The 22,951-nt window shown below is 46.5% G+C and carries 25 protein-coding genes; 18 read left to right on the top strand and 7 right to left on the bottom strand.

The window, feature by feature from the left end; genetic code table 11:
- Positions 1–129 precede the first annotated feature (129 nt).
- The 4 genes from MHI48_RS29770 (at position 130) to MHI48_RS29755 (ending at position 4,067) form a co-directional block, all read left to right on the top strand.
- Positions 130–900 carry an HAD family hydrolase gene (locus tag MHI48_RS29770; protein ID WP_076329205.1) on the top strand — a complete coding sequence of 257 codons (771 nt, stop codon included), beginning with the start codon at positions 130–132 and terminating at the stop codon, positions 898–900.
- On the top strand, positions 897–1,235 hold the full coding sequence (locus tag MHI48_RS29765) for a multidrug efflux SMR transporter (RefSeq protein ID WP_083677513.1): 339 nt from the start codon (positions 897–899) through the stop codon (positions 1,233–1,235). The genes MHI48_RS29770 and MHI48_RS29765 overlap by 4 nt, the downstream gene beginning before the upstream one ends.
- A complete protein-coding gene (locus MHI48_RS29760; protein ID WP_076329206.1) occupies positions 1,235–2,329 on the top strand; it encodes a metallophosphoesterase in 1,095 nt (364 codons plus the stop codon). Before MHI48_RS29765 ends, MHI48_RS29760 begins: the two co-directional genes overlap by 1 nt.
- 280 nt (positions 2,330–2,609) lie before the next feature.
- The gene (locus MHI48_RS29755) at positions 2,610–4,067 is read left to right on the top strand and encodes a carboxylesterase/lipase family protein (RefSeq protein WP_405142581.1); all 1,458 of its coding nucleotides are present in this window, start codon (positions 2,610–2,612) and stop codon (positions 4,065–4,067) included.
- 160 nt (positions 4,068–4,227) lie between these two features.
- On the opposite strand, the gene MHI48_RS29750 is transcribed toward MHI48_RS29755, so the two are convergent.
- Entirely contained in the window at positions 4,228–5,379 is a 1,152-nt protein-coding gene (locus MHI48_RS29750) for a VanZ family protein (RefSeq protein ID WP_076329208.1), read from the bottom strand.
- A gap of 235 nt (positions 5,380–5,614) precedes the next feature.
- Between MHI48_RS29750 and MHI48_RS29745 the strand changes: the two genes are divergently transcribed.
- The 5 genes from MHI48_RS29745 (at position 5,615) to MHI48_RS29725 (ending at position 8,660) form a co-directional block, all read left to right on the top strand.
- Positions 5,615–5,956 (top strand): zinc ribbon domain-containing protein YjdM, encoded by a 342-nt coding sequence (locus MHI48_RS29745; RefSeq protein ID WP_036612305.1) that lies wholly within the window; start codon positions 5,615–5,617, stop codon positions 5,954–5,956.
- A 149-nt stretch (positions 5,957–6,105) separates the two neighbouring features.
- Positions 6,106–6,918: a bifunctional 2-polyprenyl-6-hydroxyphenol methylase/3-demethylubiquinol 3-O-methyltransferase UbiG gene (locus tag MHI48_RS29740; RefSeq protein ID WP_036671731.1), complete on the top strand. Its 813-nt coding sequence runs from the start codon at positions 6,106–6,108 to the stop codon at positions 6,916–6,918.
- A 109-nt stretch (positions 6,919–7,027) separates the two neighbouring features.
- Positions 7,028–7,285, top strand: coding sequence for a hypothetical protein (locus MHI48_RS29735; RefSeq protein ID WP_074092774.1), 258 nt, complete (start codon positions 7,028–7,030; stop codon positions 7,283–7,285).
- On the top strand, positions 7,282–7,443 hold the full coding sequence (locus MHI48_RS29730) for a hypothetical protein (protein ID WP_179086565.1): 162 nt from the start codon (positions 7,282–7,284) through the stop codon (positions 7,441–7,443). Before MHI48_RS29735 ends, MHI48_RS29730 begins: the two co-directional genes overlap by 4 nt.
- Before the next feature lie 155 nt (positions 7,444–7,598).
- The gene (locus tag MHI48_RS29725; protein ID WP_017691578.1) at positions 7,599–8,660 is read left to right on the top strand and encodes an LLM class flavin-dependent oxidoreductase; all 1,062 of its coding nucleotides are present in this window, start codon (positions 7,599–7,601) and stop codon (positions 8,658–8,660) included.
- A gap of 131 nt (positions 8,661–8,791) precedes the next feature.
- Here MHI48_RS29725 and MHI48_RS29720 read toward each other — a convergent pair whose 3' ends face one another.
- Positions 8,792–9,451 (bottom strand): TetR/AcrR family transcriptional regulator, encoded by a 660-nt coding sequence (locus MHI48_RS29720; RefSeq protein WP_076329209.1) that lies wholly within the window; start codon positions 9,449–9,451, stop codon positions 8,792–8,794.
- Between the two features lie 249 nt (positions 9,452–9,700).
- On the opposite strand from MHI48_RS29720, the gene MHI48_RS29715 reads away from it, so the two are divergent.
- Entirely contained in the window at positions 9,701–10,516 is an 816-nt protein-coding gene (locus MHI48_RS29715; RefSeq protein WP_074092771.1) for an SDR family oxidoreductase, read from the top strand.
- Between the two features lie 22 nt (positions 10,517–10,538).
- Here MHI48_RS29715 and MHI48_RS29710 read toward each other — a convergent pair whose 3' ends face one another.
- Positions 10,539–11,846, bottom strand: a complete 1,308-nt coding sequence (locus tag MHI48_RS29710) for a VWA domain-containing protein (RefSeq protein ID WP_076329210.1) — start codon at positions 11,844–11,846, stop codon at positions 10,539–10,541.
- Between the two features lie 104 nt (positions 11,847–11,950).
- Entirely contained in the window at positions 11,951–12,415 is a 465-nt protein-coding gene (locus MHI48_RS29705) for a DUF4385 domain-containing protein (RefSeq protein ID WP_047840920.1), read from the bottom strand.
- A gap of 96 nt (positions 12,416–12,511) precedes the next feature.
- Between MHI48_RS29705 and MHI48_RS29700 the strand changes: the two genes are divergently transcribed.
- From MHI48_RS29700 to MHI48_RS29680, 5 genes are all read left to right on the top strand, one after another.
- Complete coding sequence (locus MHI48_RS29700) at positions 12,512–12,979, top strand: YfbM family protein (protein ID WP_076329211.1); 468 nt, start codon at positions 12,512–12,514, stop codon at positions 12,977–12,979.
- A gap of 136 nt (positions 12,980–13,115) precedes the next feature.
- A complete protein-coding gene (locus tag MHI48_RS29695; protein ID WP_017691584.1) occupies positions 13,116–13,244 on the top strand; it encodes a hypothetical protein in 129 nt (42 codons plus the stop codon).
- A gap of 208 nt (positions 13,245–13,452) precedes the next feature.
- Positions 13,453–14,961, top strand: a complete 1,509-nt coding sequence (locus MHI48_RS29690; protein WP_076329212.1) for a copper amine oxidase N-terminal domain-containing protein — start codon at positions 13,453–13,455, stop codon at positions 14,959–14,961.
- Positions 14,962–15,205: 244 nt separating this feature from the next.
- Complete coding sequence (locus MHI48_RS29685; RefSeq protein WP_083677514.1) at positions 15,206–16,669, top strand: GNAT family N-acetyltransferase; 1,464 nt, start codon at positions 15,206–15,208, stop codon at positions 16,667–16,669.
- Positions 16,670–16,812: 143 nt separating this feature from the next.
- The gene (locus tag MHI48_RS29680) at positions 16,813–17,598 is read left to right on the top strand and encodes a glucose 1-dehydrogenase (protein ID WP_076251972.1); all 786 of its coding nucleotides are present in this window, start codon (positions 16,813–16,815) and stop codon (positions 17,596–17,598) included.
- Between the two features lie 127 nt (positions 17,599–17,725).
- On the opposite strand, the gene MHI48_RS29675 is transcribed toward MHI48_RS29680, so the two are convergent.
- Genes MHI48_RS29675 through MHI48_RS29665 form a run of 3 tightly spaced genes read right to left on the bottom strand, consistent with a single transcriptional unit; the run spans position 17,726 to position 20,565 of the window.
- The gene (locus MHI48_RS29675; protein WP_243391265.1) at positions 17,726–18,184 is read right to left on the bottom strand and encodes a GNAT family N-acetyltransferase; all 459 of its coding nucleotides are present in this window, start codon (positions 18,182–18,184) and stop codon (positions 17,726–17,728) included.
- A complete protein-coding gene (locus tag MHI48_RS29670; RefSeq protein ID WP_076320378.1) occupies positions 18,181–19,101 on the bottom strand; it encodes a D-alanine--D-alanine ligase in 921 nt (306 codons plus the stop codon). Before MHI48_RS29670 ends, MHI48_RS29675 begins: the two co-directional genes overlap by 4 nt.
- Before the next feature lie 12 nt (positions 19,102–19,113).
- A complete protein-coding gene (locus tag MHI48_RS29665; protein ID WP_076320377.1) occupies positions 19,114–20,565 on the bottom strand; it encodes a PLP-dependent aminotransferase family protein in 1,452 nt (483 codons plus the stop codon).
- Positions 20,566–21,238: 673 nt separating this feature from the next.
- Between MHI48_RS29665 and MHI48_RS29660 the strand changes: the two genes are divergently transcribed.
- The 3 genes from MHI48_RS29660 to MHI48_RS29650 all read left to right on the top strand — a co-directional run bounded on the left by MHI48_RS29660 (position 21,239) and on the right by MHI48_RS29650 (position 22,879).
- Positions 21,239–21,595, top strand: coding sequence for a nucleotide excision repair endonuclease (locus MHI48_RS29660; protein ID WP_036612270.1), 357 nt, complete (start codon positions 21,239–21,241; stop codon positions 21,593–21,595).
- 208 nt (positions 21,596–21,803) lie between these two features.
- Positions 21,804–22,550: a Bax inhibitor-1/YccA family protein gene (locus MHI48_RS29655; RefSeq protein ID WP_036612268.1), complete on the top strand. Its 747-nt coding sequence runs from the start codon at positions 21,804–21,806 to the stop codon at positions 22,548–22,550.
- A 143-nt stretch (positions 22,551–22,693) separates the two neighbouring features.
- Positions 22,694–22,879, top strand: coding sequence for a hypothetical protein (locus tag MHI48_RS29650; RefSeq protein WP_036612266.1), 186 nt, complete (start codon positions 22,694–22,696; stop codon positions 22,877–22,879).
- Positions 22,880–22,951: the final 72 nt, after the last annotated feature.

The raw sequence follows: 22,951 nt of genomic DNA, 5'->3' as shown, positions 1-22,951 counted from the left end.
CGGTCGTGAACCTGACCAGATTGTAAACATAACGTATCACTAATCACTATAAGTAACTCACGCGGAAAGGGCGGTACATGTTGTACCGTCCTTTCCGTTCATAAAGATTGTAGACAAGGAGTTTGACCAATGCAAGATGAAACGTATGTAGACGGATTACCAAATCCGATTGAAGCCGTTTTGTTCGACAAGGACGGGACATTACTTGATTTTACGGGCATGTGGGGGTTCTGGACTGATTGTGTGTTGAACGATTTCAGAGAACAGTTAGCGACCAGAGGACTCCGTATCGACACAGATGAATTCCCACAGATCTGGGGTACATTCCACGATGACCAAGGCCGAATGAATGGGTATGATGTGCGGGGGCCACTTGCGATGGGCACGATGGATGAAGTGTATGCTGTGCTGACGTGGCATGGATATCGTGCGGGTCTCAGCTGGGCGGAAGCCAAGATTATGGTCCGGGAGTGTTTGGCGCGAGCGGAGGAAGAGATGGAGCAGCATCGTCCGGCACGTCCGTTACCGGGAGTTCAAGAATTCCTTGAACAGTGCCGTAGCGAAGGTGTCGCTATGGGTGTCGTGACGGCAGATGATACACCCAGTGCAATTAAACATTTACAGTGGATGGGACTGGATTCCTTTTTTGACGTGGTGATTGGTACAGATCTGGTGGAGCGGGGCAAACCTTTTCCCGATATGCTACTGCTTGCCTGTGAACGGTTGGGTGTATCCGTGCAGCATACCGTGGTCATTGGAGATACGGACGGAGACATGGAGATGGCACGAACCGCTGGTGCGGGGTACAGGATGGGCATTGGAGAACCGGGAAAAATCCGCTTGGCGGATAGAACGATTCAATCCTTCCATGAATTGCTGAATGGTGGGCTGAATCGATGACAAACAGTCACGCCTACTTGGGCTGGGTACTACTGGCACTGGCCATCGGGCTGGAGCTGAGCGCTACCATTTTGCTGAAAGTATCGGATGGATTCTCGCGGTTATGGCCTTCGGTGTTGATGTTTGTCTGTTATGGCGCAAGTTTTACGTTTCTCAACTTTGCAGTGAAGTATATGCCGCTGGCTGTGGCCTATGCGATCTGGTCTGGCGTGGGCATTACGCTCATTGGTGTCGTAGGGCATTATTTTTTTGGTGAACGTCTGCGGCTCACGTCGATGGTCTGGATCTTTTTTATTCTGATTGGCATTATTGGACTGAAATGGAGTGATTCTTGATGGGAAATGAACATACACCGGAGCAACCTATTGTTAGCTTCCAGGTCATTACGGACACACATGTGCGAGATGAGGCAGACCATATTCATAACCGGCATCTGGACCAAGCATTAGCCGACATAGCTACATTTAGTCAGGGGAGCAGCGGGATTATGCATGTGGGCGATGTGACGGATCGGGGGCTGCCGAGCGAATATCGTGAGTTGCAACGCATATGGAAGCAGCATGCGGAGAGTTTGCCGGACATCCGGTACACGGTAGGTAACCATGATATTGGAGCCGTGGTATGGCAAGATCCGCCGATCGTTTTGCTTGAGATGAAAGAAGGTGAAGTAGCCGAGTTGTTGGAGCAGGAAGCAGATATAGAGCTGGTCACAAAACAAACCGCTGCTGAATCAGCTGCACTAATTGAGAAACTATCCGTCGGGACCTATACGTTGTCTGCTGTAACTTCGGAGCAGGAGGGCCAAGACGGGGGACCGATCTCTTCAGGAGTGAACCCCATTACAGTCGCAGGGTTATGGCAGCGCCGATTAAGTGATTTTGAAGAGACAACAGGCATGAAGGGCTCTTACCACGATCACTGGATTGATGGGTATCATTATATTTTCCTGGGCACCGAGCAACCTCATCCGAAGGATTGCGATATGTCGTTCGAACAATTGGAGTGGCTGGATGCGAAATTGTCTGAGCATGCAACGCCAGATCATCCCATTTTCCTGTTCTTACACCAGCCGCTTATGGATACGGTAGCAGGATCGTCGAAGGAACAGGGATGGTATGGTGTGAATCAGGATGCTGAACTCAAGGCCGTTCTGGCCAATTACCCGCAAGTGATTCTCTTCTCCGGTCATACCCATTGGCAACTGGAAGCACAGCATACGATGTACGATGGTGCAGGCCACATGCCAACCATGTTCAATGCGTCGTCTGTAGGGTATCTATGGACGGATCAGGATGAACATCTGGAGGGCAGTGAAGGGCTTCATGTGGAGGTTTATAAGGATCGAGTGGTTGTAAAGGGGCGGAACTTTGTTACGAGCGAATGGATTGAGGGTGCTGAGTTTACGGTAAGTTATCCTGTAGAAGGGTAGTTATTTGGATGGTAAAAAGGAAAGGGTTACTCTAAGGGTCAATGCCATTAAGACAAGTTAAACTTGATGACATTGCTTAATGGGTGGCCTTTTTGGTGTTCATCTTAAAGATATGTATCAGATCATCCACCCCATAAAGTTCCACGTGAAACGTAGCAGGGGAGGCTAGAGTTGGGTAAAGTTGTAAATGCGTATGATTACAAACTATACTCAAATAAGTACACATGATATGCACATACTCATTAATTCAACCTATTTACGGAGAGGAAGTAGAAGTGGCATGAGAGAACTTCAGGTTCAAACGACATATGGTACCGTTCAAGGCGAACTTTTGCACGACGCAAGTGTATGGAAAGGCATTCCCTATGCGAAACCTCCGGTAGGTGAGCTGCGTTTCAAGGCTCCGGTACAGCCCGAGTCATGGGATGGAATCAGACAGGCCACTCAATTTGGACCTGAGAATATACAACCACGAAATCATCAACCAGAAGGCCAGACAGAAATTCCGAATGAGTCAGAAGATAGTTTATATCTGAACATCTGGGCACCTAAGGGAAAAAGAGCAACACCACTGCCGGTCATGGTATGGATTCACGGCGGTTCCTTCGTGTCAGGTTCGGGTAGCCAGCCGATGTATGATGGTACACAGTTGGCGGTTCGGGGGGACGTCATCGTTGTGACGATCAACTACCGATTAGGACCTTTGGGATTCCTGCATATGGCTCCATTAGGTGATTCATATGTATCCAATGCAGGTCTGCTGGATCAGGTTGCGGCATTACAGTGGGTGAAGGATAATATCTCTGCTTTTGGTGGTAACCCGGATCAAGTTACGGTGTTCGGCGAATCAGCAGGCAGCATGAGTATTGCAGCACTGATGGCGATGCCAGCGGCCAAAGGACTGTTCCAACGTGCCATTATGGAGAGCGGTGCATCCCAGTTCATGCCGGCAGAGCAAGCTTCAGCGTTGCGGGAAGGGATGTTAAAGATTCTTGGGGTGGACCGGGACAACCTGCAGAAGTTAAATACAATTCCTGTAGAGCAGATTATTGCAGCGGGTGAAACGGTCAAACAGCAGAGCGGAGCAGGTATGGCAATGTTGTTCCAACCTGTGTTGGATGGGAATACACTACCACAGATGCCACTTCAGGCAGTGAGTGAAGGCTCAGCGCAGGATATTCCGGTGCTGATTGGTACGACATTACACGAGGGTGCACTGTTCATCCAGCCACATGTGCCTTATTCAAAAGAGATCGATATGGTTCAGGGCGTAGACTTTATGACGCCAGATCTGGAGAACCGGGTAGCCATCGCGGATAGTTATCCAAAAACGGCAGATGGACAAGCCCAAGTCATGACCGATATGTTCTTCTGGCGGTCAGCGTTGCAATATGCTGCGGCACAGCAGAAGTATGCTCCGGTGTGGATGTATCGATTTGATTGGGTGATGCCGAAACATCCCTTGTTAAAAAGAGCGATTCACAGCATCGAAATGTTCTTTGTGTTTAATACACTGCATGTCCTCAAATTCATGAATGCGGAGCCGGATGAAGCCGCGGCGGCACTTGCCCTCAAGGTACAGGATGCCTGGATTTCCTTTGCCAAGAATGGCCAACCTGAAGTTCCAGGTGTGAACTGGCCTGAATATGAGCAGGATCGTGCGACACTAATCTTTAACCATGAGATTGAGGTTGTACATGATCCGGATGCAGCCAAGCGAGAGCTGTTAGGGTTATAATCCAGGCTGATTATTTGAATGGATACTCTGAATAACTGCTATGCGCCCGATCAAAAGAGGACGTTCATCTCATAATGAACGTCCTCTTTTTGTAATCCGGCTGAATAATAAGCAGAACGTAAGCACTGAAGAGGTACATTGTGCCGTTATACTCCAAACATTATTTACGAGAGGCACGTGTGCGGGACACCTCATCGAAGTAGAAGGAACGTTTTCCACGGGAGAAGAGCACGATCAAGACATGAACAAAGAGCACGGCGTAGACTAACATATAGATGCCGAATGTCCCCAGTGAGATCCACATTTGATAAGGCTGAAGCATAACATCCTGATGACCTGAAAAAGCATAAACGTTGACCAAGCGAATGATCGTAACGAGCAGCCATGGAACATAGAGTGCGGCAAATCTTTTGAATAACGATTCACTGGTAGGTGTGCCAGTCTGACGATTCACATAGCGGAATCGCAAGATGGCCGAGCCTGGAGTTACCCCATTTCGCACCCAAGGTATGAAGAACAGTACAATGACCATAGCAATGGATGTACTTAGCGCATCACTGATCACATCAGATGCTGTGAAGATTGATATCAGATTCGAAAGGAAGACAACAACGACTCCATCAATAATTAACGCGAGCAATTGAGGCATAGTATACACTCGGTTTTGCTCCACGATCTGTTCACTCTTCGCCTGAATGCTTGCACGTGATGGGAATAAAGCAAGCAGGATGGGCGCTGTGAAGAATCCAATGACTGCTCCCGAAGTATTCAATAACAGATCATCTACATCGAAGAGGCGGTAAGGACAATTATAATACCCGTAGAATCCGGTGATTTGAGTGATCTCGAAGAATAAGGAGAGCCCGAATCCACCAAGCAGGGCGTACTTCCAGAATGATCTCTTTTGAAAAAAATAACGGATATATACACCCAGCGGCATGAGAAGCAGGACGTTAAACAATACTTGCAGAAAGGCTCTTCCTTGAATCATGCTGAGATAGCTGGAAGGCTGGGTCCATACAATGGGTGTTTCCTTCATGATGTCTTTGACAAAAGTGAATGGAACCAGATTGTAGTAGATCGTGTCAGCGGCTTGCTGCGTACAGGTATCTCGCGTAGTCGGAAACGGGAGAATGACGAGGCAATAGGCGGCCAGAATATAAAAGATAAACGAAAAGCTGATGCCAAACCGTGACCAGCTGAAGAAACCGTCTTTACGATACCCGTAGATCAACCACGGCACCAGCAAAAACATGGCCGCAACAACAAAGATCAAAAAAGCCATTTGCACAGGGAAAACATATGAGGACATGAGTAGTAACTCCTTTGGTTTTAAGTATAATAACATTCATAGAGACATTAAAATTCATGTATGTGTAGTGCGTATCTAATAGTTACATCATAAGTAGTTACCCTTAAAGTGAGGGATGCATGAACCTTAAATTTGGTTTAAATCCATCCATGCAGTGACCAAGCGTATGGAATATACCGTCGAAATCCCGTATACTTGCGGGAATGCCAATCGTAGAATGGAGAGTTTAATACATATGTCTAATTTGCCTAACTGCCCCAAATGTAATTCAGAGTACACGTACGAGGATGGTAACCTGTTGGTTTGCCCAGAGTGCGCGCATGAATGGTCTTTGGAAGCAGACAATGATAACGCAGAGGATACAAAAGTAATCCGCGATGCCAACGGAAATGTACTAAGTGATGGCGATACCGTTACCGTCATTAAAGATCTGAAGGTAAAAGGTAGCTCGCTTGTAGTCAAACAGGGCACGAAGGTGAAGAATATCCGCCTGATTGATGGGGATCATGATATTGATTGCAAGATTGACAGCTTGGGTGCGATGAAGCTGAAGTCTGAGTTTGTGAAAAAGATATAAGATCGAGAAACGTTCAGTTCCGCATTCAATGGGAATTGAACGTTTTTTGTTTGACAGGAAATATTTAGTAGATATATACTGGTTGGAATTTAATTTTTTTGAACATGGATGAGTAGTCTACATATAAGAAAAGGGCAGGTGTCAGAGCGATGAAGAGAGATCACATTATTGAATATTATTCCGGGTTTGATGAGTGGGGCAGACTGGAGCGGGAACCAATTGAATTCATCATTAACATGCATTACATCAGGGAACATCTCCCCGCTACTGGTTGTATTCTGGATAATGGCGCAGGACCAGGGAAGTATGCCATTGAGCTTGCGAAGCTGGGGTACAAGGTCACTTTATCGGATCTGACACCTTCCTCCGTGGATACTGCGAGGCAAAAGGCTCAGGAGTTTGGTTTGACACAGCAATTCGATGGGTTCCATGTTCTCGATGCCACTTCGCTCTCTGGTATGGCTGACGAGACGTACAATGCGTCCCTCATGCTGGGGCCGTTATACCATCTGCAGACAGACGAAGAGCGCACGGCTGCTGTACAGGAGCTGTACCGTGTGACCAAGCGAGGGGGCGTGGTGTTTGTAGCCATGCAGAGCCGAATGCGCATGAGTATCAATTCGCTGCAATCCCCGCAGCATTGGAAGCCGAATGATAACATGGCAGCCATCCGTTCTTTTGTGGAAAATGGTATATTCGATCATCAGGATCAAGGACGATTTACGGGAGCATACTATTTTAATATTCAGGACGTTACACCCTTCATGGAGCAACATGGATTTGAAACCGTTGATTTGATTGGTTCATCCAGCCTTAGAGCGATGTTTACGGACGAGCAGCAGCAATACTGGAAAGAGCGTGGCGAGTATGATGAACTTATGCAATATATGATTGAAGCCGCCAAAGACCCTTCCATATTGGGAATCTCGTCTCATCTGCTGTACATCGGGAGGAAGAAATAATAGACTTACAGGCAATTCTCTAAAAATCTATGTATTTTAGAATTTCAGCCCGTGGAATACTGTTTCCACATGATATAATATTTCTATCTAATGGTCTGGAGATGTCACTATGCAATGGAAGGAAGTTCAGGAGCGATTCCCTAATGAGTGGGTCGTTTTTGAGGCAACCAAGGCGTACTCTAGAGAAGGCCAGCGTTACATTGAAGAGATGGCAGTGATTGATTCATTTGATGATTCTACAAAGGCACTAAAACGTTATGGTGAATTGCATCAGGAAGATCCCAGACGGGAATACTGCTTTTTTCACACTTCACGTCCAGAAGTTGTGGCAAGAGAACGATATGTTGGCATGAGAGGTCCTCGATGAAAATTTCAGAAGGAACAACGATTAATGATTTTCAAGTTGAAATAGGAAATATGGATTATGGTTTGGAGATTGACGGAATTCTGGGATTTAATTTTATGAAACAGACCGGTGTTGTAATTAATGCCAACCTGATGGAACTAAGTATAGATAAGCTGTAATCTATAGAAAATAAACATAAATGTGCCCTCTGGAAACAGGGGGTACTTGTGTTTTTCATTAAAATAGTTCAATATTAAGATACATAACAAAAGGTGATCTACTTACAATAGGTAAGATGAACAACGGATCGCTTCATAACAGGGAGGAACAGACAATGGAAATCGGAATTAGTACATTTGTGGAGACGAATCCGGATGTAAAAACAGGAGAACTTATCAGTCATGCGCAGCGTATTCGGGATGTTGTTGAAGAGATTGTTTTGGCAGATCAGGTGGGTCTGGATGTATATGGCGTGGGAGAACATCATCGTGCTGACTACGCCGCTTCATCACCAGCTGTCATTCTGGCGGCCGCAGCTTCACAGACCAAGAATATTCGCTTGACGAGTGCGGTAACCGTGCTGTCATCGCATGATCCGGTACGGGTATATCAAGATTTCGCGACACTGGACGGCATTTCGAACGGACGTGCAGAGATTATGGCAGGGCGGGGATCATTTATCGAATCGTTCCCATTGTTTGGCTATGATCTGAACGACTACGATGAGTTATTCGATGAGAAACTGGACTTGCTGCTCAAACTGCGTGATTCGGAAAAAGTAACCTGGGAAGGCAAACACCGTCCTTCCTTTAACAATCTGGGCATCTACCCACGCCCGGTACAGGAAAAGCTTCCGGTATGGATTGGCAGTGGCGGTAATCAGGAATCCGTGGTTCGTGCAGGATTGCTCGGTTTGCCACTGGTGCTTGCCATTATCGGTGGCCGTCCGGTGCAATTTGCACCACTGGTGGAACTGTACAAGAAAGCAGCTGCACATGCGGGACATGATGCTTCCAAACTGACCGTTGCTTCTCACTCTCACGGCTTCATTGCCGATACAACAGACGAAGCCGTGGAGAAATTCTTCCCGCCAGCGCAAGCGGTCATGAACATACTGGGTCGTGAACGTGGCTGGGGACACTACAGCCGTGCTACATTTGATGCGGCGCGCAGCCTGGAAGGTGCATTGTATGTAGGTGATGTGGATACCGTAGCTCAGAAAATTATTTACCTACGCAAAGAAGTTGGGATTACACGCTTCATGTTACACACCCCACTCGGAACCATGCCGCACAACGAGGTCATGAGAGCGATCGAACTGCTTGGTAAAGAAGTCGCTCCTATCGTGCGTAAAGAAATTGCACGTTGGGAAGCTGAGAACGAAGAGGCACGTTAATCGACTGAAACCGTTACGGAACTAGATGAGTCAACCAAATAAAGGAGCATGCCCTAGGCGTATTATGCCAATGGGGCTGCTCCTTTTTCGTTTATCTTCTGAAAGTATCTAAAACACCACAGATTTAATGCTTATCCATTCACAGATGTACTCACAAGGGAGTGTATAACCATCGACAACGTATGATCATAAAGGGTTTTGGCAGCTTCTTCGCTCTCAATATGGCCTCCCAAATACAGATGAATAACACCGTGTAAGGGAGCCCAGATCATCCGAACCGCAAGCAGGGGATCTTGCACCTGAAGCATTCCCTGTTCAATCGCTACCTCAACCAAGGCAGACACTTGTTTCAGTGCAGTTGCTGTTCCCTGTAAGGTCTCTCCATCTGGTTTGAATTCGGAAAAAGATCCTCCAAACATCAGCTGATAAAAGCTGGATTGAGAAATGCCGAAGTCCCAGTAGACGTAGGCCAGATCACGGAAATATTGTTCGAACGATGCCTGCCGGGGCATAGCTTCAAAACGCTGGGCCATGAGGGAGCATCCCTCTAGATACAGATGTTTGGCTAACCCTTCTTTTTTTCCGAAGAGGTTATATATGATTTTGGTGGAGCACTCCATGCGTTCAGCTACACGGCGTACCGTGACGGCTTCTGGTCCATGCTCTTGCAGTAAAGCAGCAGCAGCATGCACAATATTTTGCCGCAGATTATCCGAGTGCTGCAGTCTGGCTTCCTGAAAGGTTGTTACCGTATGTGCAGATTCCGTGGAACCCGAATTAAGATCCTTCATTGATTTCATCCTCGTAACCGTATTGTTGTTGAACAGAAACTACGTTTCCTTTTCTTAAGGTCATTCTACTGTTTTACGCCAGATAACGTCAATTTAATCCGAGTTTAGTAAGTAAGCACCCCGTTCTAGATTCAAATTTAACAAATGCATTTGACAGCGTCATGGGTTTTGGTTACGATGATTCTATAAAGAAACAGTGTTTCCTGATGAAAACAAGTGTTCAAATCATATACAGAGGATGGATGAGAGATGATAAAGGAACAGCATCAATGGGTACTTATTACAGGTGCTTCTTCAGGTATTGGGGAAATTTTTGCACTCGAGATGGCTTCTAAGGGTAAAAATATCGTGCTGGTGGCTAGAACAGAGTCCAAACTGAATCAATTGGCAGAACGTATAGAACGTACATATCAAGTAAGGGCTGAGGTAATCGTATCGGATCTTTCCGAAGTAGAGGCACCTCAGAACGTATACGAGGAATGTCAGAATCGGGGAATACACATCGATATGCTGATCAACAATGCGGGATTTGCTACCCATGGATGTTTTGAACAACTGGATGGTTCCCGGCAACAGGAGGAGATTATGTTGAACGTGCTCGCCTTGACGAACATGACGCATCTTTTCTTGCCAGGCATGTTACAGAAGAAAAATGGTGCTGTCATTAATGTATCGTCGACGGCTGCCTTTCAACCTGATCCGTATATGGCTGTGTATGGAGCGACGAAGGCATTTGTACTTTCTTTTACAGAGGCATTATACGAAGAAAACAGGAAGCGTGGCGTTCAGTTTTTGGCACTATGCCCAGGCTCAACCGAGACCTCGTTCTTTGATGTAGTGGGTGCTGATGAAGCCTCGGTGGGCAAACGTGATACACCTGAGCATGTCGTGGCCGTAGCCATGAGGGCACTGGAGTCAGGCAAACCTTATGCTGTGCCAGGGGCCAGGAATTATTGGACAGCACAGTTCACCCGCCTCATACCACGCAAGTCCATGTTGCGAATCGTAGGAAGTATGCTCCGTCCACGTTCCGAGGGTGTTAAACCAGAAAAAGTACAAGCCTGATTAGGGGTATAGGGTAAAAGCTTTAGGCCAAAATGCCTTTGGCCCGAGCTTCCTTTATCCAACCTGGAAATTCAGTGAGGAGACGATCGTACAATTCTTCATCGCTGATCTTGGAAATGTCGTCGAGAGCAAAAAAGTCAGCATTATCGATGAAACGTCCAGTCATGTCATCGAGTTTCTCCAGAATACCGTAATTGGCTTGTCCTAGGCCAACGAATTGCCAGAACAGGTTTTTGGTTGAACTTTCGGTAATAAGCCGCATGATTTTCCCTTTTTGACTGACTCCGCCATCGCTAAAAAAGATAATATACGTTGGAATATTCACATCGGGTTCCTCGATCGTGTATTTGCGAATGACATCCTGCATCACAGGAGGTTCGTTATTGGTACCGCCTTTGCTTCCCAGCGTATATGTGCGTTCAATATAATTCTCGAAATCCCTGGCGGTGACGCTAGGTGCACGCAAGAAGTCTTTGGCGAAGAACCAGACGTCCAACTCACCGTTATCATCAAACGCTGATGCAATTGCCAGGATACGCTCGAAGGCTTCTTGCACGATGCCTTTGCGATACAGATGGTACATGGAGCCTGACGCATCAAATACGACAGCAACACGTGCCTGTATAGGTTCGATCTTTTTCTTTTGCAGAGACAGGGTTACTTTACGCTTGAGGAGATCGATCTTGGTCAGGTTAAGCGGCGGATGATTCGTATTTGGTGCGGCAACAGGTGCCAAGACTTCTGGAGAGGCCGCTGCTACTTCAGCTTGTGCCGTGAGAAGAACTTGTTCGGCTTCCGAGGTGTCGTTACTCTCAATTTCAACACCGAATGACTCTGCCAGCGGCTGCAATCCACCAAAGAAACCTCGTCCAATCGCACGAACTTTGAACCCGTCACGATACTTATAGATTTCAATGAGAATAAGTGCTGTTTCCGCAGTGACCTTTGTGATCTCATAGGTGATCTGCTGGGAACCAGCTTGTACAATCGCCTGACATGCCTGAACATCGGCGAAAGTACCTCCCGCATCCAGAGTAGCCGTAAACACACATTTTTCCACAGGGGCCTGCCGTAATTGATTCGTATCCAGTACAAAAGAGGATTTCAGTTCCTCTGCCTGTTGCAAAAGTACACTTTGATGGGGATCGGCCGTCTGATTATAAAATACAAAGTAGTCGTCAGATGGGACCTTTCCCTCTTCGTTCACTATAAAGCAGCTAACATCCAAGGGAGAAGGAGATGATGTACATTGAATGGTTACCTGAAGTTGGGTGGATTCGTTGATACTGATATTCTGGCCTGTGTTTAAGTGGATGAACGAATCTGTCATAATCGGATGCGCCTCTCTTCTCCAATTTAATGGTTGAAAATGTACAGTAACAAGATCGATTCTGAGACAAATGTTTCCATAAGTCAATCTTTTCACCGTTGATCCTACGCTTCATCAGACTCGTACTTTTCCCGATGCTCCTTCTTCATTTTTACATAGTCTGGATCGGTCTTCGCAATCTCCCATTGTGCTTTGAATATAGCCGCGGCTTCTGCCTTCACCTTATCATTCTGATAGGGCAAGATTGAGCCATCCTCCTTTGAGTATTTGCGTCCTCCTTTGTGATTTGTATACCGTCTGGCCCGTGTATAACCCATCTGGAGAAATTTGCGAGCCATATCCATACCGACGAAATCTCCCTTTTTCTTATACTCCAAAAATAGCTCATAGATCTTCTCCGATGACTCCGTCGCAATCTCGGGTGTTTTGAATCGCCAGTGTGGCAGAATCTCGCCTTTGTACGGCTCTACCATCAGAACACCCTGCTCGCCCCGGCCTACGGTGTACAACTCAGGATGTTTGCGCAGATCCAACTCATCATAATTGAGACTGTAATCAAATTTTTTCATGTATACGCCCTCCTTGATAGGGATTACCCCGATTCTGAACCAACAAGCACGGTTAATGGGGAACAATAGAAGGAATTACACAGGAGGGGTAGCGGTATGGGAATGTCCGGCAGATATCTTGTGGTAACGAAGGAGCTAGTTGAATCCATCAAGTCAGGCGAGGTTAGTGTGCATGATTGTGGAGTGGATCTGGATATTGATAAAACGTGGCAGATGCTTCAATTCACACTGAACGGTAACTTAATAGAAGGGGAGCCGCCCCTGGGATATGTGGTGCCTCTCGCAGGTGAGCAGTACTTGGGAAACTATTCGGACATGGATCTGTTTTTGCTTAGTAACGAGCAGGTGCTGGAAGCCTACATGGCATTGGAGCAACTCACACCGGAAGAATTAAAGCAGCGGTATAGTCTGGACCAGATGATCGCTGAAGGTGTCTATCCTGTCATGGAAGATTGGGACGCGGAAGAGACATTTCAGGAGATCGTTCAGACTGTGGATGATGTCCAGGCCTTGTTTCAGGCCACGGCTGCAAGTGGGAACGGCATCATCTTTTATGTTTTCTAAATGAGCACTAAAATTATGATGGAAAATGTCAGGCCGACACTGAGGCAGGTTTGAACTACGCCTATTCGGGTTATTGATAGACACAAGGCTCAGGCCTTGATGACATGACAATCCGGTAGAAGAGAGGGAATGCGATATGACACAGGATCAGAACGAAGAGAATAAAGCGATTCAAGAGGACGAGCCGGATCAATTCGAGACTCCCGCAACTGCGGAAGATGAAGAAACGGATGAGAAACTTGCAGAAGATCAGGAGCAAGAATAACTCCCAGCATTGCACAATGAAGCAGGATGTTTTATCGAAACATACGATATGCTGAAATATAGATAGACCAGAGGTCGGACATGCTCCGGCCTTTTGGTTTATTTTTTTGCGTATCCGTTTACAAGAATTACCTATACCTTCATAATGGAAATGAACCATATTTTTCTAAGGAGGAGTTCATATTACGAATCGGAAGTTAGTCCAATGGATGGCAGTGCCACTAGTACTTTTAATGGTTGTTCTTACAGGATGTCAGGCTGTGGGTGGAGTAGACGTTGGCAAAGCAATGGCCAATGGCGCGAGTATCAAGTCCGGTGAATCCAGACAATCCATGAATATAAACATAGAACCGGCTAAGGAATTTGCTACAGAAAAAGACCTTGAAATGATCGAACTTATTAACTCCATATCCCTGGATATTGATCAAGCCAAAATGAAAGATGCGAAGACAGCATCGATCAAAGGTACACTGAGCATGGAGGGAACAAAGTTACCTTTCCACGTGTCCATGAATGAGTCCCAATTGGTCATTGATCTGGACGGAGCCCAGAAACCGCTGTACATGTCTCTGGATACGTTCCAGGATGCACAGGCGCTTCCGATGGTAGATACGAAGGCTCTGGAGAAACAACTCGAGGAAATTTCCCCGAGACTGTTCTCTTTTGTCCTGAAGCATCTGTCCAATCCGAAGAACATCTCCGTAACACCGGTACAGGAATCCGTGAATGGCGAAGCACTTAGCCTCTCCAAGCTGCATCTGGAAGTTAGTGGTGAAGAGATGCTTGCCATGGTTAAACCGTTCCTGACGAGTATTTCGAAGGATGAGCAAGGACTGAAAGATCTGATTGGCGATCTGTACGATGTGTTCTACCCTGTACTGGAAGCAGTGAATGAGGTAGAAGGTGGGGGAGACGACACGCTGAATTCGATCGTTCCTGAATCGAAAGATGAAGCCGTTGCGTCTCTGTATGCCATCATCAAAGTAGGACTGGACAGTATGCTGGTCAATTATGATCAGGAGCTGAACAACCTGTTGAATGAGACCCCTGAATTCAAAACGGTCTTTGGCACAGAAACCAAACTGAAATTGGACTTCTATCTCGACAGCAAACTGGATATTCGCAAGCAAAACTTTGAACTGAAAGTAGCGCTGCCTGCTTCTGAGGATCTGCCGGTAAAATCTGTAACCGTAAGTGGAGACAGTGAACAGTGGAATATCGGTGGCACAGTTGCAGTTGATGAAGTGGATGTATCGGGTGGCGTTATGGATCTGATGAAGGATGATATTACGCCTGGACAGATGCTGCGCAATTTTGATTCCAATTCACTCGCATACCAATTGCTGAAAGATGAGGCTGGGATCACGAGTAAAAGTGTAGTGCTCTTCCCGGATGATGAATACGCTGGGGCGATCACTGTGAAGAACACAACATTTGTACCGCTTCGCTACGTGTCTGAAGAATTGGATGCTGAAGTGAAATGGACCAAAGGCTCGAACCAAATCGTTGTCATTGACGACATCACTGGTGATGAGATTGTCCTGACCGTAGGTTCCAAGAAGGCAACCGTTGCTGGTAAAGAAGTAACCATGGTGGAATCCGCTTATGTAGGCAAAGACGGCAAGACGTATGTGCCGCTGCGCTTTATGGCTGAATCCCTTGGAGCTACTGTAGATAAGGAACAAGAAACAGGCTGGATTTACATTGACCGTCCTTAAGTGAGACGTTATAAGTAATCCTTAGTATGAGAGGGGATTTCAGAGTATGCCAGATTTCTCGTAATGATCGTGAAAAGAACACCGCAAAAATTCCGTTAGACCATGAACGGGATACGTGTGTCCTTTTGACCCATTACGAGGAGCTTCGGCGTTTCTGAAATGATGAAACGGATCGGGGAGTGCCTCTATTGGAGGTGCTCCTCTTTGTCGTTTCATCCTAAATAAATCCCCAGAGGTGTTGTATATGAAAAGTCAATTATTCACCCATTCAAACTCCGTTACGTTGCGTCCATTTACGCTTGAAGATCAGGCTGCCGTGTATGCATTAACCCAACAACCTGAAATCACAGATGTCCTGCCAGATTGGAAGATGACCGAGGAGCAGTTGCGCGAATTCTTACAATTTGTCGTTGGCAGTTACGAACAGTTCAACCCGGAAGATGTACGCATCCTGCTTGCTGTTGTACACAATAAAGATCAGCGTATCATTGGTTGGTGTGGCGTATTTCCAAATGAACTGCTGGATCGTGATGACCGTGAAGTGGCCTACGCCATCTCCCGGGATTACCGGAATAAAGGATATATCTCAGAGGCGGTGCATGCCCTAACAGCATATTTATTTGAGCATACCTTGCTGGATCGAATTGTGGGCATTGTGAAGCCCTTCAATCAGCCGTCACGCAAAGTTCTGGAGCATGCGGGTTTTCGTTATATCTCTCGCAGGAAACTTGTGGATCAGGAGAACTACGATTATTTTGAACTGCTCAAAGTAAAGACCGAACCAGTGCAACCGAAGCAGATACATTCTGAAATTCGCTTACGACGAGCACAGCAGGAAGATGCTGTTGTACTTACAGAGATTTGCACTCGTGCTTTTGATCATGTCATAAAAGTCTGGGCGGATAATGAGAAGGATATCGATAACAATCTATGCCCGCCTGATTATTCGTCAGTTCGCATGCATCGTTACGTGATCCGTGAATGGGATTATTATGTTGTAGAATCAGATGGATGCGCTATTGGCGGAGTGAGTGTTAACGTGCTTGGACGAAAACATGCCAGGATCGATAAGATCTATATTGAACCCGTATGCCAGGGCCGTGGCGTGGGAACTCAAGTCATGAGGCTTATTGAGGCTGAATTTCCGCAGATTGAAACCTGGAAGCTGGAGACCTCAGGTCGGCAACTGGATAATCATCATTTTTACGAAAAAATGGGATATGTTTGTATCTATGCATCTGAGGATGAGTTTGTATATGAGAAGAATATGTCCGTTGATTCTTTTGATCCAACATGTGATGAGACATTAGCCAAGGACTCGGGTGAGTCGGTGGTTGAATATGTTCAAGCTAATCTGGACTCAGTCCGATACAGCACCAGTAATCTGACCAATAGTCGGATTACCGACTGCAACCTGAGTGGAAGCAAATTTACCAATTTAAATATGACCAATATATTGCTAGCTGATTTACGCCTAACTGATAGCAAGATTGAATTTTGTGCTTTGAATGGCGTTCAATTCCAGGACACACATCTTGGATCTGACCGTGTACCCATGCAGTGGGCGCATTGTGATCTTGGGGGAAGTCGTTTTATCGATTGCGATCTATCTGGAGTACAGTTGGAACAGTGTCAAGTGAACGGGATGAAGATCAACGGAGTAGAAGTAAGGGAATTACTTGCAGCCTATGAGGCTATGAAGTCCTGAGGACGAATGTCAGGGCCAATACGGAAGCATACTAATCCGGTTGAGATGATGGCTGTAACTGATCCCCGTTAGATTAGAGCAAATGAAGAAATGGGTATTTACGTATGGAGGATGTCAAAACAGCAAAGGGAGGTCTATGGATTATGACTGAACGATTTGCGGGTAAAGTGGTACTGATTACAGGCGGTGGCTCCGGTCTCGGACGGTCGGCTGCTGTGGAAGTTGCACGTGAAGGGGCCAAACTTGCCCTAGTGGATGTGAACATGAAGGCGCTGGAAGAGACCAAGCGTGTGATCTCGGAAGAGGTACAGCATGCCGAATTTCTGTTAATTGAAGGTGACGTATCGGACGAAGAAGCTGTGAAGAAGTATGTTAGTGATACGGTCAATGAATTTGGGCGTATCGATGCATTTTTCAACAATGCAGGCATTGAAGGCAAGCAAAACCTGATCGAGAACTACGAGACGGAGATGTTTAATAAAGTTATCGACATCAATCTGAAGGGTGTATTTTTCGGGTTGAAGCATGTTCTACCTGTGATGAAAAAACAGGGCGAAGGCTACATCGTGAACGCGTCCTCTGTTGGAGGGATTCGCGCCGTGCCAAACCTGGTTGCCTACGGAGCGAGCAAACATGCCGTAGCCGGCATGACCAAAGATGCAGCGATTGAATACGCCGAGCATGGGATCAGCGTTAATGCAATTGCACCCGGAGCCATTCTGACAGATATGGTCATCGGTTCGTTCAAACAGATCAATCCGAATGACTGGGAGTCAGCATCCAAAGAGTTCGTGAAGGACAACCCGGCGAAGCGCTTGGGTGAACCGAAGGAAGTAGGGCGTCTCGTTGCCTTCCTGCTGTCCGGCGAAGCACCGTTTATCAATGGAGCCATTATTCCGATTGATGGTGCGCAGTCAGCCAAATATTGATCCCTTAATCATCAAAAAGTATATCAATGCGGCATAGATATATACCGAAGAACGCCCTTTTTCGCCAATGTGCGGAGTGGGGCGTTCTTTTTGGTGTGAAATTTGAGATAACATATCATCCGGCAGGTTAAGTATGCTGTAGAATCTGCGGCTTTTTGCTAAACCCGGTACTCCCGGCTATAAAGCCCATCTGGCGATAGAATTCATGTGCAGCTTCACGTTCTGGGCGATTGCCACTGTTCAGAGACAAGGAATCCACGTTATGCGTGGCTGCCCATTGCTCAGCTTCAAGAATGAGCTGACGGCCGATGCCTGAGCCCCTGAACTGGTCGTGTACAACCAATGCCAAGATGCGGCAGTGTCTTCCGTTTTTTTCATACATATAAGAAGTCTGTAATCCGATCAGTCCAACTACGCGGCCTCGTGCTTCAGCAACCAGTGTAGTAAAGTTTGCGTCCGCAGAGATATGGGTATAGCGCTCTTCCATCTCGGCGTACGTGGTGGGATAACCAAGTTGGTCCATCAGAATGACCATATCTTGCAGATCGGTAGTGGAGCTATGTCTAATCGTCACATCCAGGCTCATAATGTTGTATCCTCCTTGGGTCTTTCCTTCAACGAAAGTTCAATAATGGTATCCAGCAGCTCTGCAAAAGAAATGCCTGCAGCAGCTGCACTTTTGGGCAGCAGACTGTTACGGGTAAGACCCGGCAGCGTGTTCACTTCAAGCACATACGGCATACCCTCCCGAATCATCATATCCACGCGAGCGTAGACGCTACATTTGAGCACCTGATAACAGGCCAAGGCCGCAGCTTCGACGCGATGGTGAAGGTCCATAGGTAATTGCACAACCTGCTCATCGGCCCCGTGGTCATCATATTTGGAGGCATAATCGAAAAACTCGGCGCTCGAACGAATGGAGATCACCGGCAGCATCTTACCATCCAGAATGGCACAGGTAATCTCCTCACCTTCGATATACTGTTCAATCATGACCGTATCATCCCAGGCGAGGGCAGCCTCTACAGCAGTTGGCAGGGCGGAAGCTTCCTTCACCACTTGGGTACCGATGCTGGAACCGCCTGAATTGGGTTTGACCACCACGGGGTACGTTAATTGTTGAACAGCAGTTGAGGACAGTTCCTCAATATGACTCACTCGTAGCCACTCTCCTGTAAGTACACCTGCATGCTGCATGAGCTGTTTGGACATGTCTTTATCCATACATACACTACTTGCCAGCACACCACAGCCTGTGTAGGGAATACCCAGAGATTCTAATGTGCCTTGGACCGTACCGTCTTCGCCGTATTTGCCATGCAGGGCAAGCAGTGCCACATCGATCCCCGCTGACTTGTCGATTAGATCGCGCTTGGTATTCAGCTCGATGGGTACAACCTCGTATTTGTCTTTATTCAGGTTTGCAATCATCTCCTGTCCGGTGAGCAGGGAAATATCCCGCTCTGAAGATGTACCGCCCATAATCACGCCAACTTTCATGTGAAATCCTCCTTATCTCATTTGAGCTGCTGTCTCGCCAATGATGCGAATGCCTTTACGTATATTCTCATCGCTGACTCTGGAGAAACCCAGACGCATCGTGTTTACACCCTGACCGGGTTCCAGATAAAAGGTATCCCCAGGTGTGAACGTTACACCTTTCACTTTACAGGCTTCCAGCAGTTCACGGGTTCTGTATTCGGACGGGAACTGCACGAACAGATGCAGACCACCCGCACCGGAAATTCGGCACATTGGCAGATACTGTTTCAGGCAACGAACAACCAATTCATATTTTCGCTTATATTCGGTGCGTGCTCGCTTCAAATATTTCTCGAAATTACCGTTGCTCAGATATTGATACAATAACGATTGGTCCAGCGTGGAGGTATGGATGCTGCGTGCCCGTTTCATACTCTCCAGATAATCAATCAGCGCCGCATCCGCAATAATCCAACCTACCCGCAGACCTGGGAACAGGACTTTGGAGAAGCTGCCCAGATACACCAGTCCATTGCCTTTGCCCATGCTGGCGATCAGGGGAGATACGTGGGAACCTGAATATCGCAATTCTTCGTTAAAACCGTCCTCAATGATGGGTACCTGATACTTGTTCATCAACCGGATGATCTCTACCCGTTTCGCAGGGGACGTCACAATCCCGGTTGGATTGTGATAGGATGGCACGAGATACGCCAGATCATATGGACTTGCCTCAAGTTCATGTTCCAGTTGCTTCAAGTCCAAGCCATCCGGCTCCATGTTCACACCGGTCAGGTGGAACTGGTGCAATTTTAGATTTTTGATTGCCGTGTGGTGCGTTGGATTCTCGCAGAGCGCTTTTCCGCTTTTTTTGCGTAACGCTCCAAGCACCAGATCGAAACCTTCCGTGAATCCGTTGGTGATCAGAATGTCCTTGCCACGGAGGTCGACCCCTTTGTTCTCCATATAACGTAGTAAATAATTCATCAGCGGTCTGTATCCTTGCGCATATCCGTAATTCAGCAGTACTTCGCCTTCAAGTGACATGCGATCCAAAAAAGCCCGCTTCACGTTGTGCAGATCAAACAGCTTTTCATCCGGCGCTATGCTAGTAAACGATATCTCACCTCGCTCTGCTCCGGAGCCATGCTTCATCAGATCGTACTGCTCTGCCTGAATTGCGTACTCGCTTACCTCTGTCGTCCAGTCCAGTTCCCAGTTCGCTGCTGCCTCAGGTGTTTCGATGGAGGCACTGACGTAATTGCCCTTGCCTTTGACTGCATAGATCAGACCTTCATCTTCAAGCTCGGCATAAGCGAGCAGGACCGTGCTGCGACTAACCTTCATGAGTGTACTGAGTTCACGGGTCGAGGGCAGCTTTTGTTTGGCTTGCAGGCCGCCTTTGAGCATCAATCGCTTCATATAATCTTTGACTTGTATATATACAGGGCGGTCCTCCGTCAGTTGCAGATCGGAATACATCCCATCACTCCCTCTACTGGTATCTTGCCATATTATAAACCCCGCAGAAAGAACCACGATACCTCTGTTTCCCTGAGCGTGTGGTTGGTTGTTCGCACAAACGCAAAAAAGCCCTGGCAGTATGCCGGGGCCTGGTGGTGAAACTTGATCCATTTTCTATAGTACTGCTGCTATAATTTCTACAGTTGTATTGCATGACTAGTCTCTCTAGGATCGATAGCTATCTGACCTTCTACGTGTGTCTATTAACTTCAGTACGACTATAATTGCAGGCTTTCTAGGTGATACTTAAAATCTACAGTGAATCATGAATCTAGGTCTTTCTAGGTTTGCTTGCTGCAAGGTTCGATTAGATGATGAATCTACAATCTATAAGCTAGGGTTCTTGCTAACTGTACTCTTGTCGTGATCACATAACAGAATTCAGCATGAAAAAGAGTTTCAATCATAGGGTACAATAGACGGAGGTAGATATAAAGACGTATGTCTCAGTGCCCAATTTCTTCCTCATACCCCTATAGTACCACTTTGAATCAGGGAAGTTAACCTTTTTTTTGAAATATTTGTCGTAATAGCGAAAATTGCGTGAATTGTACTTCATATAGATTGAAATGGTGTCCCTTTATAATATGTGATAGGATGTAAACCTATAGATAATGAGGAAGTGAGCCTATTGATTAATATTACCGTGCCAACACCGGATGTAACCATCACAAAGCAGGCTGATCCACAGCTTAGCCACATTTATGGATTTACTGATTTTCACCTGATTACCCGGGAACTAGGCGGGATTTTCATGTTTTACAATGCCGCTGGAGAGTTGTTATTTGTCGGGAAAGCGCGAAAATTAAGACCACGTATCAAAAAGCATTTTGAAGACACAGTATCACCAATTAAGAATCACCGCGAAGAAGTAACAAAGATTGAAGTATGCCTGGTTGAAGATCCGGTAGATCGTGAAATTTACGAGACGTATATCATCAACACGATGCGTGCGAAATACAATGTAGATAAAGTCTTGTACAAATAAGACGCTTAAAAAGCACATGAACATGCAATGTCTGGGACATATGTCCTAAGTGTTGCGCCAGTGGGTAAGGATGTGATCGAAGGATTGCATCCGATTCCTTCTGGTGCTATCCCGATCTTTTTGAGGGAGTAGCTTGTAGAATTTGAAACGTAGTAAACCCAAGCTTAGTATCATAGATATACCAAATACATATGAAGAGGTGATTGTGTTGATCGGTCGTAGCGGTAACCCTACACTTAAAGACAGCACGTTTGAAAACAGAGGATATGGAGAAGATCGGTATCAGAATTACATGACAATCAACGGCACGGTGAACAAAGCGTTTATTACGCTTGTGATTCTGCTGGGCAGTGCGTTTGCAACATGGATGATGTTCTTTAACGGACAACAAGTGATGCCGCTCGCTTATGGTGGATTAATTGTTGGTTTCATTCTGGCACTTGTGATTTCGTTCAAACCAGTAGCGGCACCGTATCTCGTACCGGTCTATGCCGTGGCAGAAGGCCTGTTCCTGGGAGCACTCTCCGCAACCTATGAGTCACTGTATAACGGAATTACATTGCAGGCGGCTCTGTTGACCATGGCTGTATTCATCGCTCTGCTGGTGGCATACAAAACCAGATTGATCAAAGCTACGGAGAACTTCAAGTTGGGCGTTGTTGCTGCAACTGGCGGTATCATGATCATGTATCTGTTGAGCTTTGTACTGGGTTTCTTCGGCATTTCGATTCCTTATCTGCATGATAACAGCTTGATCGGCATTGGTATTTCGGTCGTTATCGTGATTGTGGCTGCCCTCAATCTGGTCCTGGATTTCGACTTCATCGAGGGTGGTGCTGAACGTGGTGCGCCCAAGTATATGGAGTGGTACGGTGCATTTGGATTGATGGTGACATTGGTATGGTTGTACATTGAGATCATCCGTCTGCTGGGCAAATTGCGTAGCCGGGACTAGTTTCATAAAATCCTTCTTCCTCTGACTCAGAATCGCATTCCCCAAAAAGTTGATGGGTGTAGAAATACGCCGTTGGCTTTTTGTTGTTGTCTATGAATGAGTCTAATACCAGATCGAAAGGAGTAGCCTCATGTTACTGGAAAATGAAGTGCACAGAAAATGCCTTCATTCCGATCGAGGCATCCACCACACTCATCTCGATTTTAGAAGAGAGTGAAACGTATGGGGTTGGCAAACTATGTTTAGAAGAGGAATTTGGCGGGGATAACGCTTCACAAGAGTCGTTCTTTGGTCATTTTAAGGATGTAATCTGCAGCATGCTGGACTAAGTCAAAGTATACATGACTTAGAACAACTACAGACACCGGTGGAACTTAAAAATGAATGATCTTTGTTAAATA

Source organism: Paenibacillus sp. FSL H7-0942, from assembly GCF_045040715.1.
Classification (GTDB): domain Bacteria; phylum Bacillota; class Bacilli; order Paenibacillales; family Paenibacillaceae; genus Paenibacillus; species Paenibacillus amylolyticus.
Note: the sequence above shows the minus strand (reverse complement) of the source record. Positions and strands in the feature narration are given on the sequence as shown.

What these genes read in the sequence shown, in the direction of transcription:
- MHI48_RS29740 (WP_036671731.1), top strand. Translation starts at nt 6,106, where the DNA reads ATGAAGAGAGATCACATTATTGAATATTATTCCGGGTTTGATGAGTGG.
- MHI48_RS29730 (WP_179086565.1), top strand. Translation starts at nt 7,282, where the DNA reads ATGAAAATTTCAGAAGGAACAACGATTAATGATTTTCAAGTTGAAATA.
- MHI48_RS29715 (WP_074092771.1), top strand. Translation starts at nt 9,701, where the DNA reads ATGATAAAGGAACAGCATCAATGGGTACTTATTACAGGTGCTTCTTCA.
- MHI48_RS29720 (WP_076329209.1), bottom strand. Translation starts at nt 9,451, where the DNA reads ATGAAGGATCTTAATTCGGGTTCCACGGAATCTGCACATACGGTAACA.
- MHI48_RS29670 (WP_076320378.1), bottom strand. Translation starts at nt 19,101, where the DNA reads ATGAAAGTTGGCGTGATTATGGGCGGTACATCTTCAGAGCGGGATATT.
- MHI48_RS29690 (WP_076329212.1), top strand. Translation starts at nt 13,453, where the DNA reads ATGGCAGTGCCACTAGTACTTTTAATGGTTGTTCTTACAGGATGTCAG.
- MHI48_RS29695 (WP_017691584.1), top strand. Translation starts at nt 13,116, where the DNA reads ATGACACAGGATCAGAACGAAGAGAATAAAGCGATTCAAGAGGACGAG.
- MHI48_RS29755 (WP_405142581.1), top strand. Translation starts at nt 2,610, where the DNA reads ATGAGAGAACTTCAGGTTCAAACGACATATGGTACCGTTCAAGGCGAA.
- MHI48_RS29710 (WP_076329210.1), bottom strand. Translation starts at nt 11,846, where the DNA reads ATGACAGATTCGTTCATCCACTTAAACACAGGCCAGAATATCAGTATC.
- MHI48_RS29760 (WP_076329206.1), top strand. Translation starts at nt 1,235, where the DNA reads ATGGGAAATGAACATACACCGGAGCAACCTATTGTTAGCTTCCAGGTC.
- MHI48_RS29765 (WP_083677513.1), top strand. Translation starts at nt 897, where the DNA reads ATGACAAACAGTCACGCCTACTTGGGCTGGGTACTACTGGCACTGGCC.
- MHI48_RS29770 (WP_076329205.1), top strand. Translation starts at nt 130, where the DNA reads ATGCAAGATGAAACGTATGTAGACGGATTACCAAATCCGATTGAAGCC.
- MHI48_RS29665 (WP_076320377.1), bottom strand. Translation starts at nt 20,565, where the DNA reads ATGTATTCCGATCTGCAACTGACGGAGGACCGCCCTGTATATATACAA.
- MHI48_RS29675 (WP_243391265.1), bottom strand. Translation starts at nt 18,184, where the DNA reads ATGAGCCTGGATGTGACGATTAGACATAGCTCCACTACCGATCTGCAA.
- MHI48_RS29650 (WP_036612266.1), top strand. Translation starts at nt 22,694, where the DNA reads ATGAAGTGCACAGAAAATGCCTTCATTCCGATCGAGGCATCCACCACA.
- MHI48_RS29680 (WP_076251972.1), top strand. Translation starts at nt 16,813, where the DNA reads ATGACTGAACGATTTGCGGGTAAAGTGGTACTGATTACAGGCGGTGGC.
- MHI48_RS29745 (WP_036612305.1), top strand. Translation starts at nt 5,615, where the DNA reads ATGTCTAATTTGCCTAACTGCCCCAAATGTAATTCAGAGTACACGTAC.
- MHI48_RS29705 (WP_047840920.1), bottom strand. Translation starts at nt 12,415, where the DNA reads ATGAAAAAATTTGATTACAGTCTCAATTATGATGAGTTGGATCTGCGC.
- MHI48_RS29750 (WP_076329208.1), bottom strand. Translation starts at nt 5,379, where the DNA reads ATGTCCTCATATGTTTTCCCTGTGCAAATGGCTTTTTTGATCTTTGTT.
- MHI48_RS29735 (WP_074092774.1), top strand. Translation starts at nt 7,028, where the DNA reads ATGCAATGGAAGGAAGTTCAGGAGCGATTCCCTAATGAGTGGGTCGTT.
- MHI48_RS29725 (WP_017691578.1), top strand. Translation starts at nt 7,599, where the DNA reads ATGGAAATCGGAATTAGTACATTTGTGGAGACGAATCCGGATGTAAAA.
- MHI48_RS29685 (WP_083677514.1), top strand. Translation starts at nt 15,206, where the DNA reads ATGAAAAGTCAATTATTCACCCATTCAAACTCCGTTACGTTGCGTCCA.
- MHI48_RS29700 (WP_076329211.1), top strand. Translation starts at nt 12,512, where the DNA reads ATGGGAATGTCCGGCAGATATCTTGTGGTAACGAAGGAGCTAGTTGAA.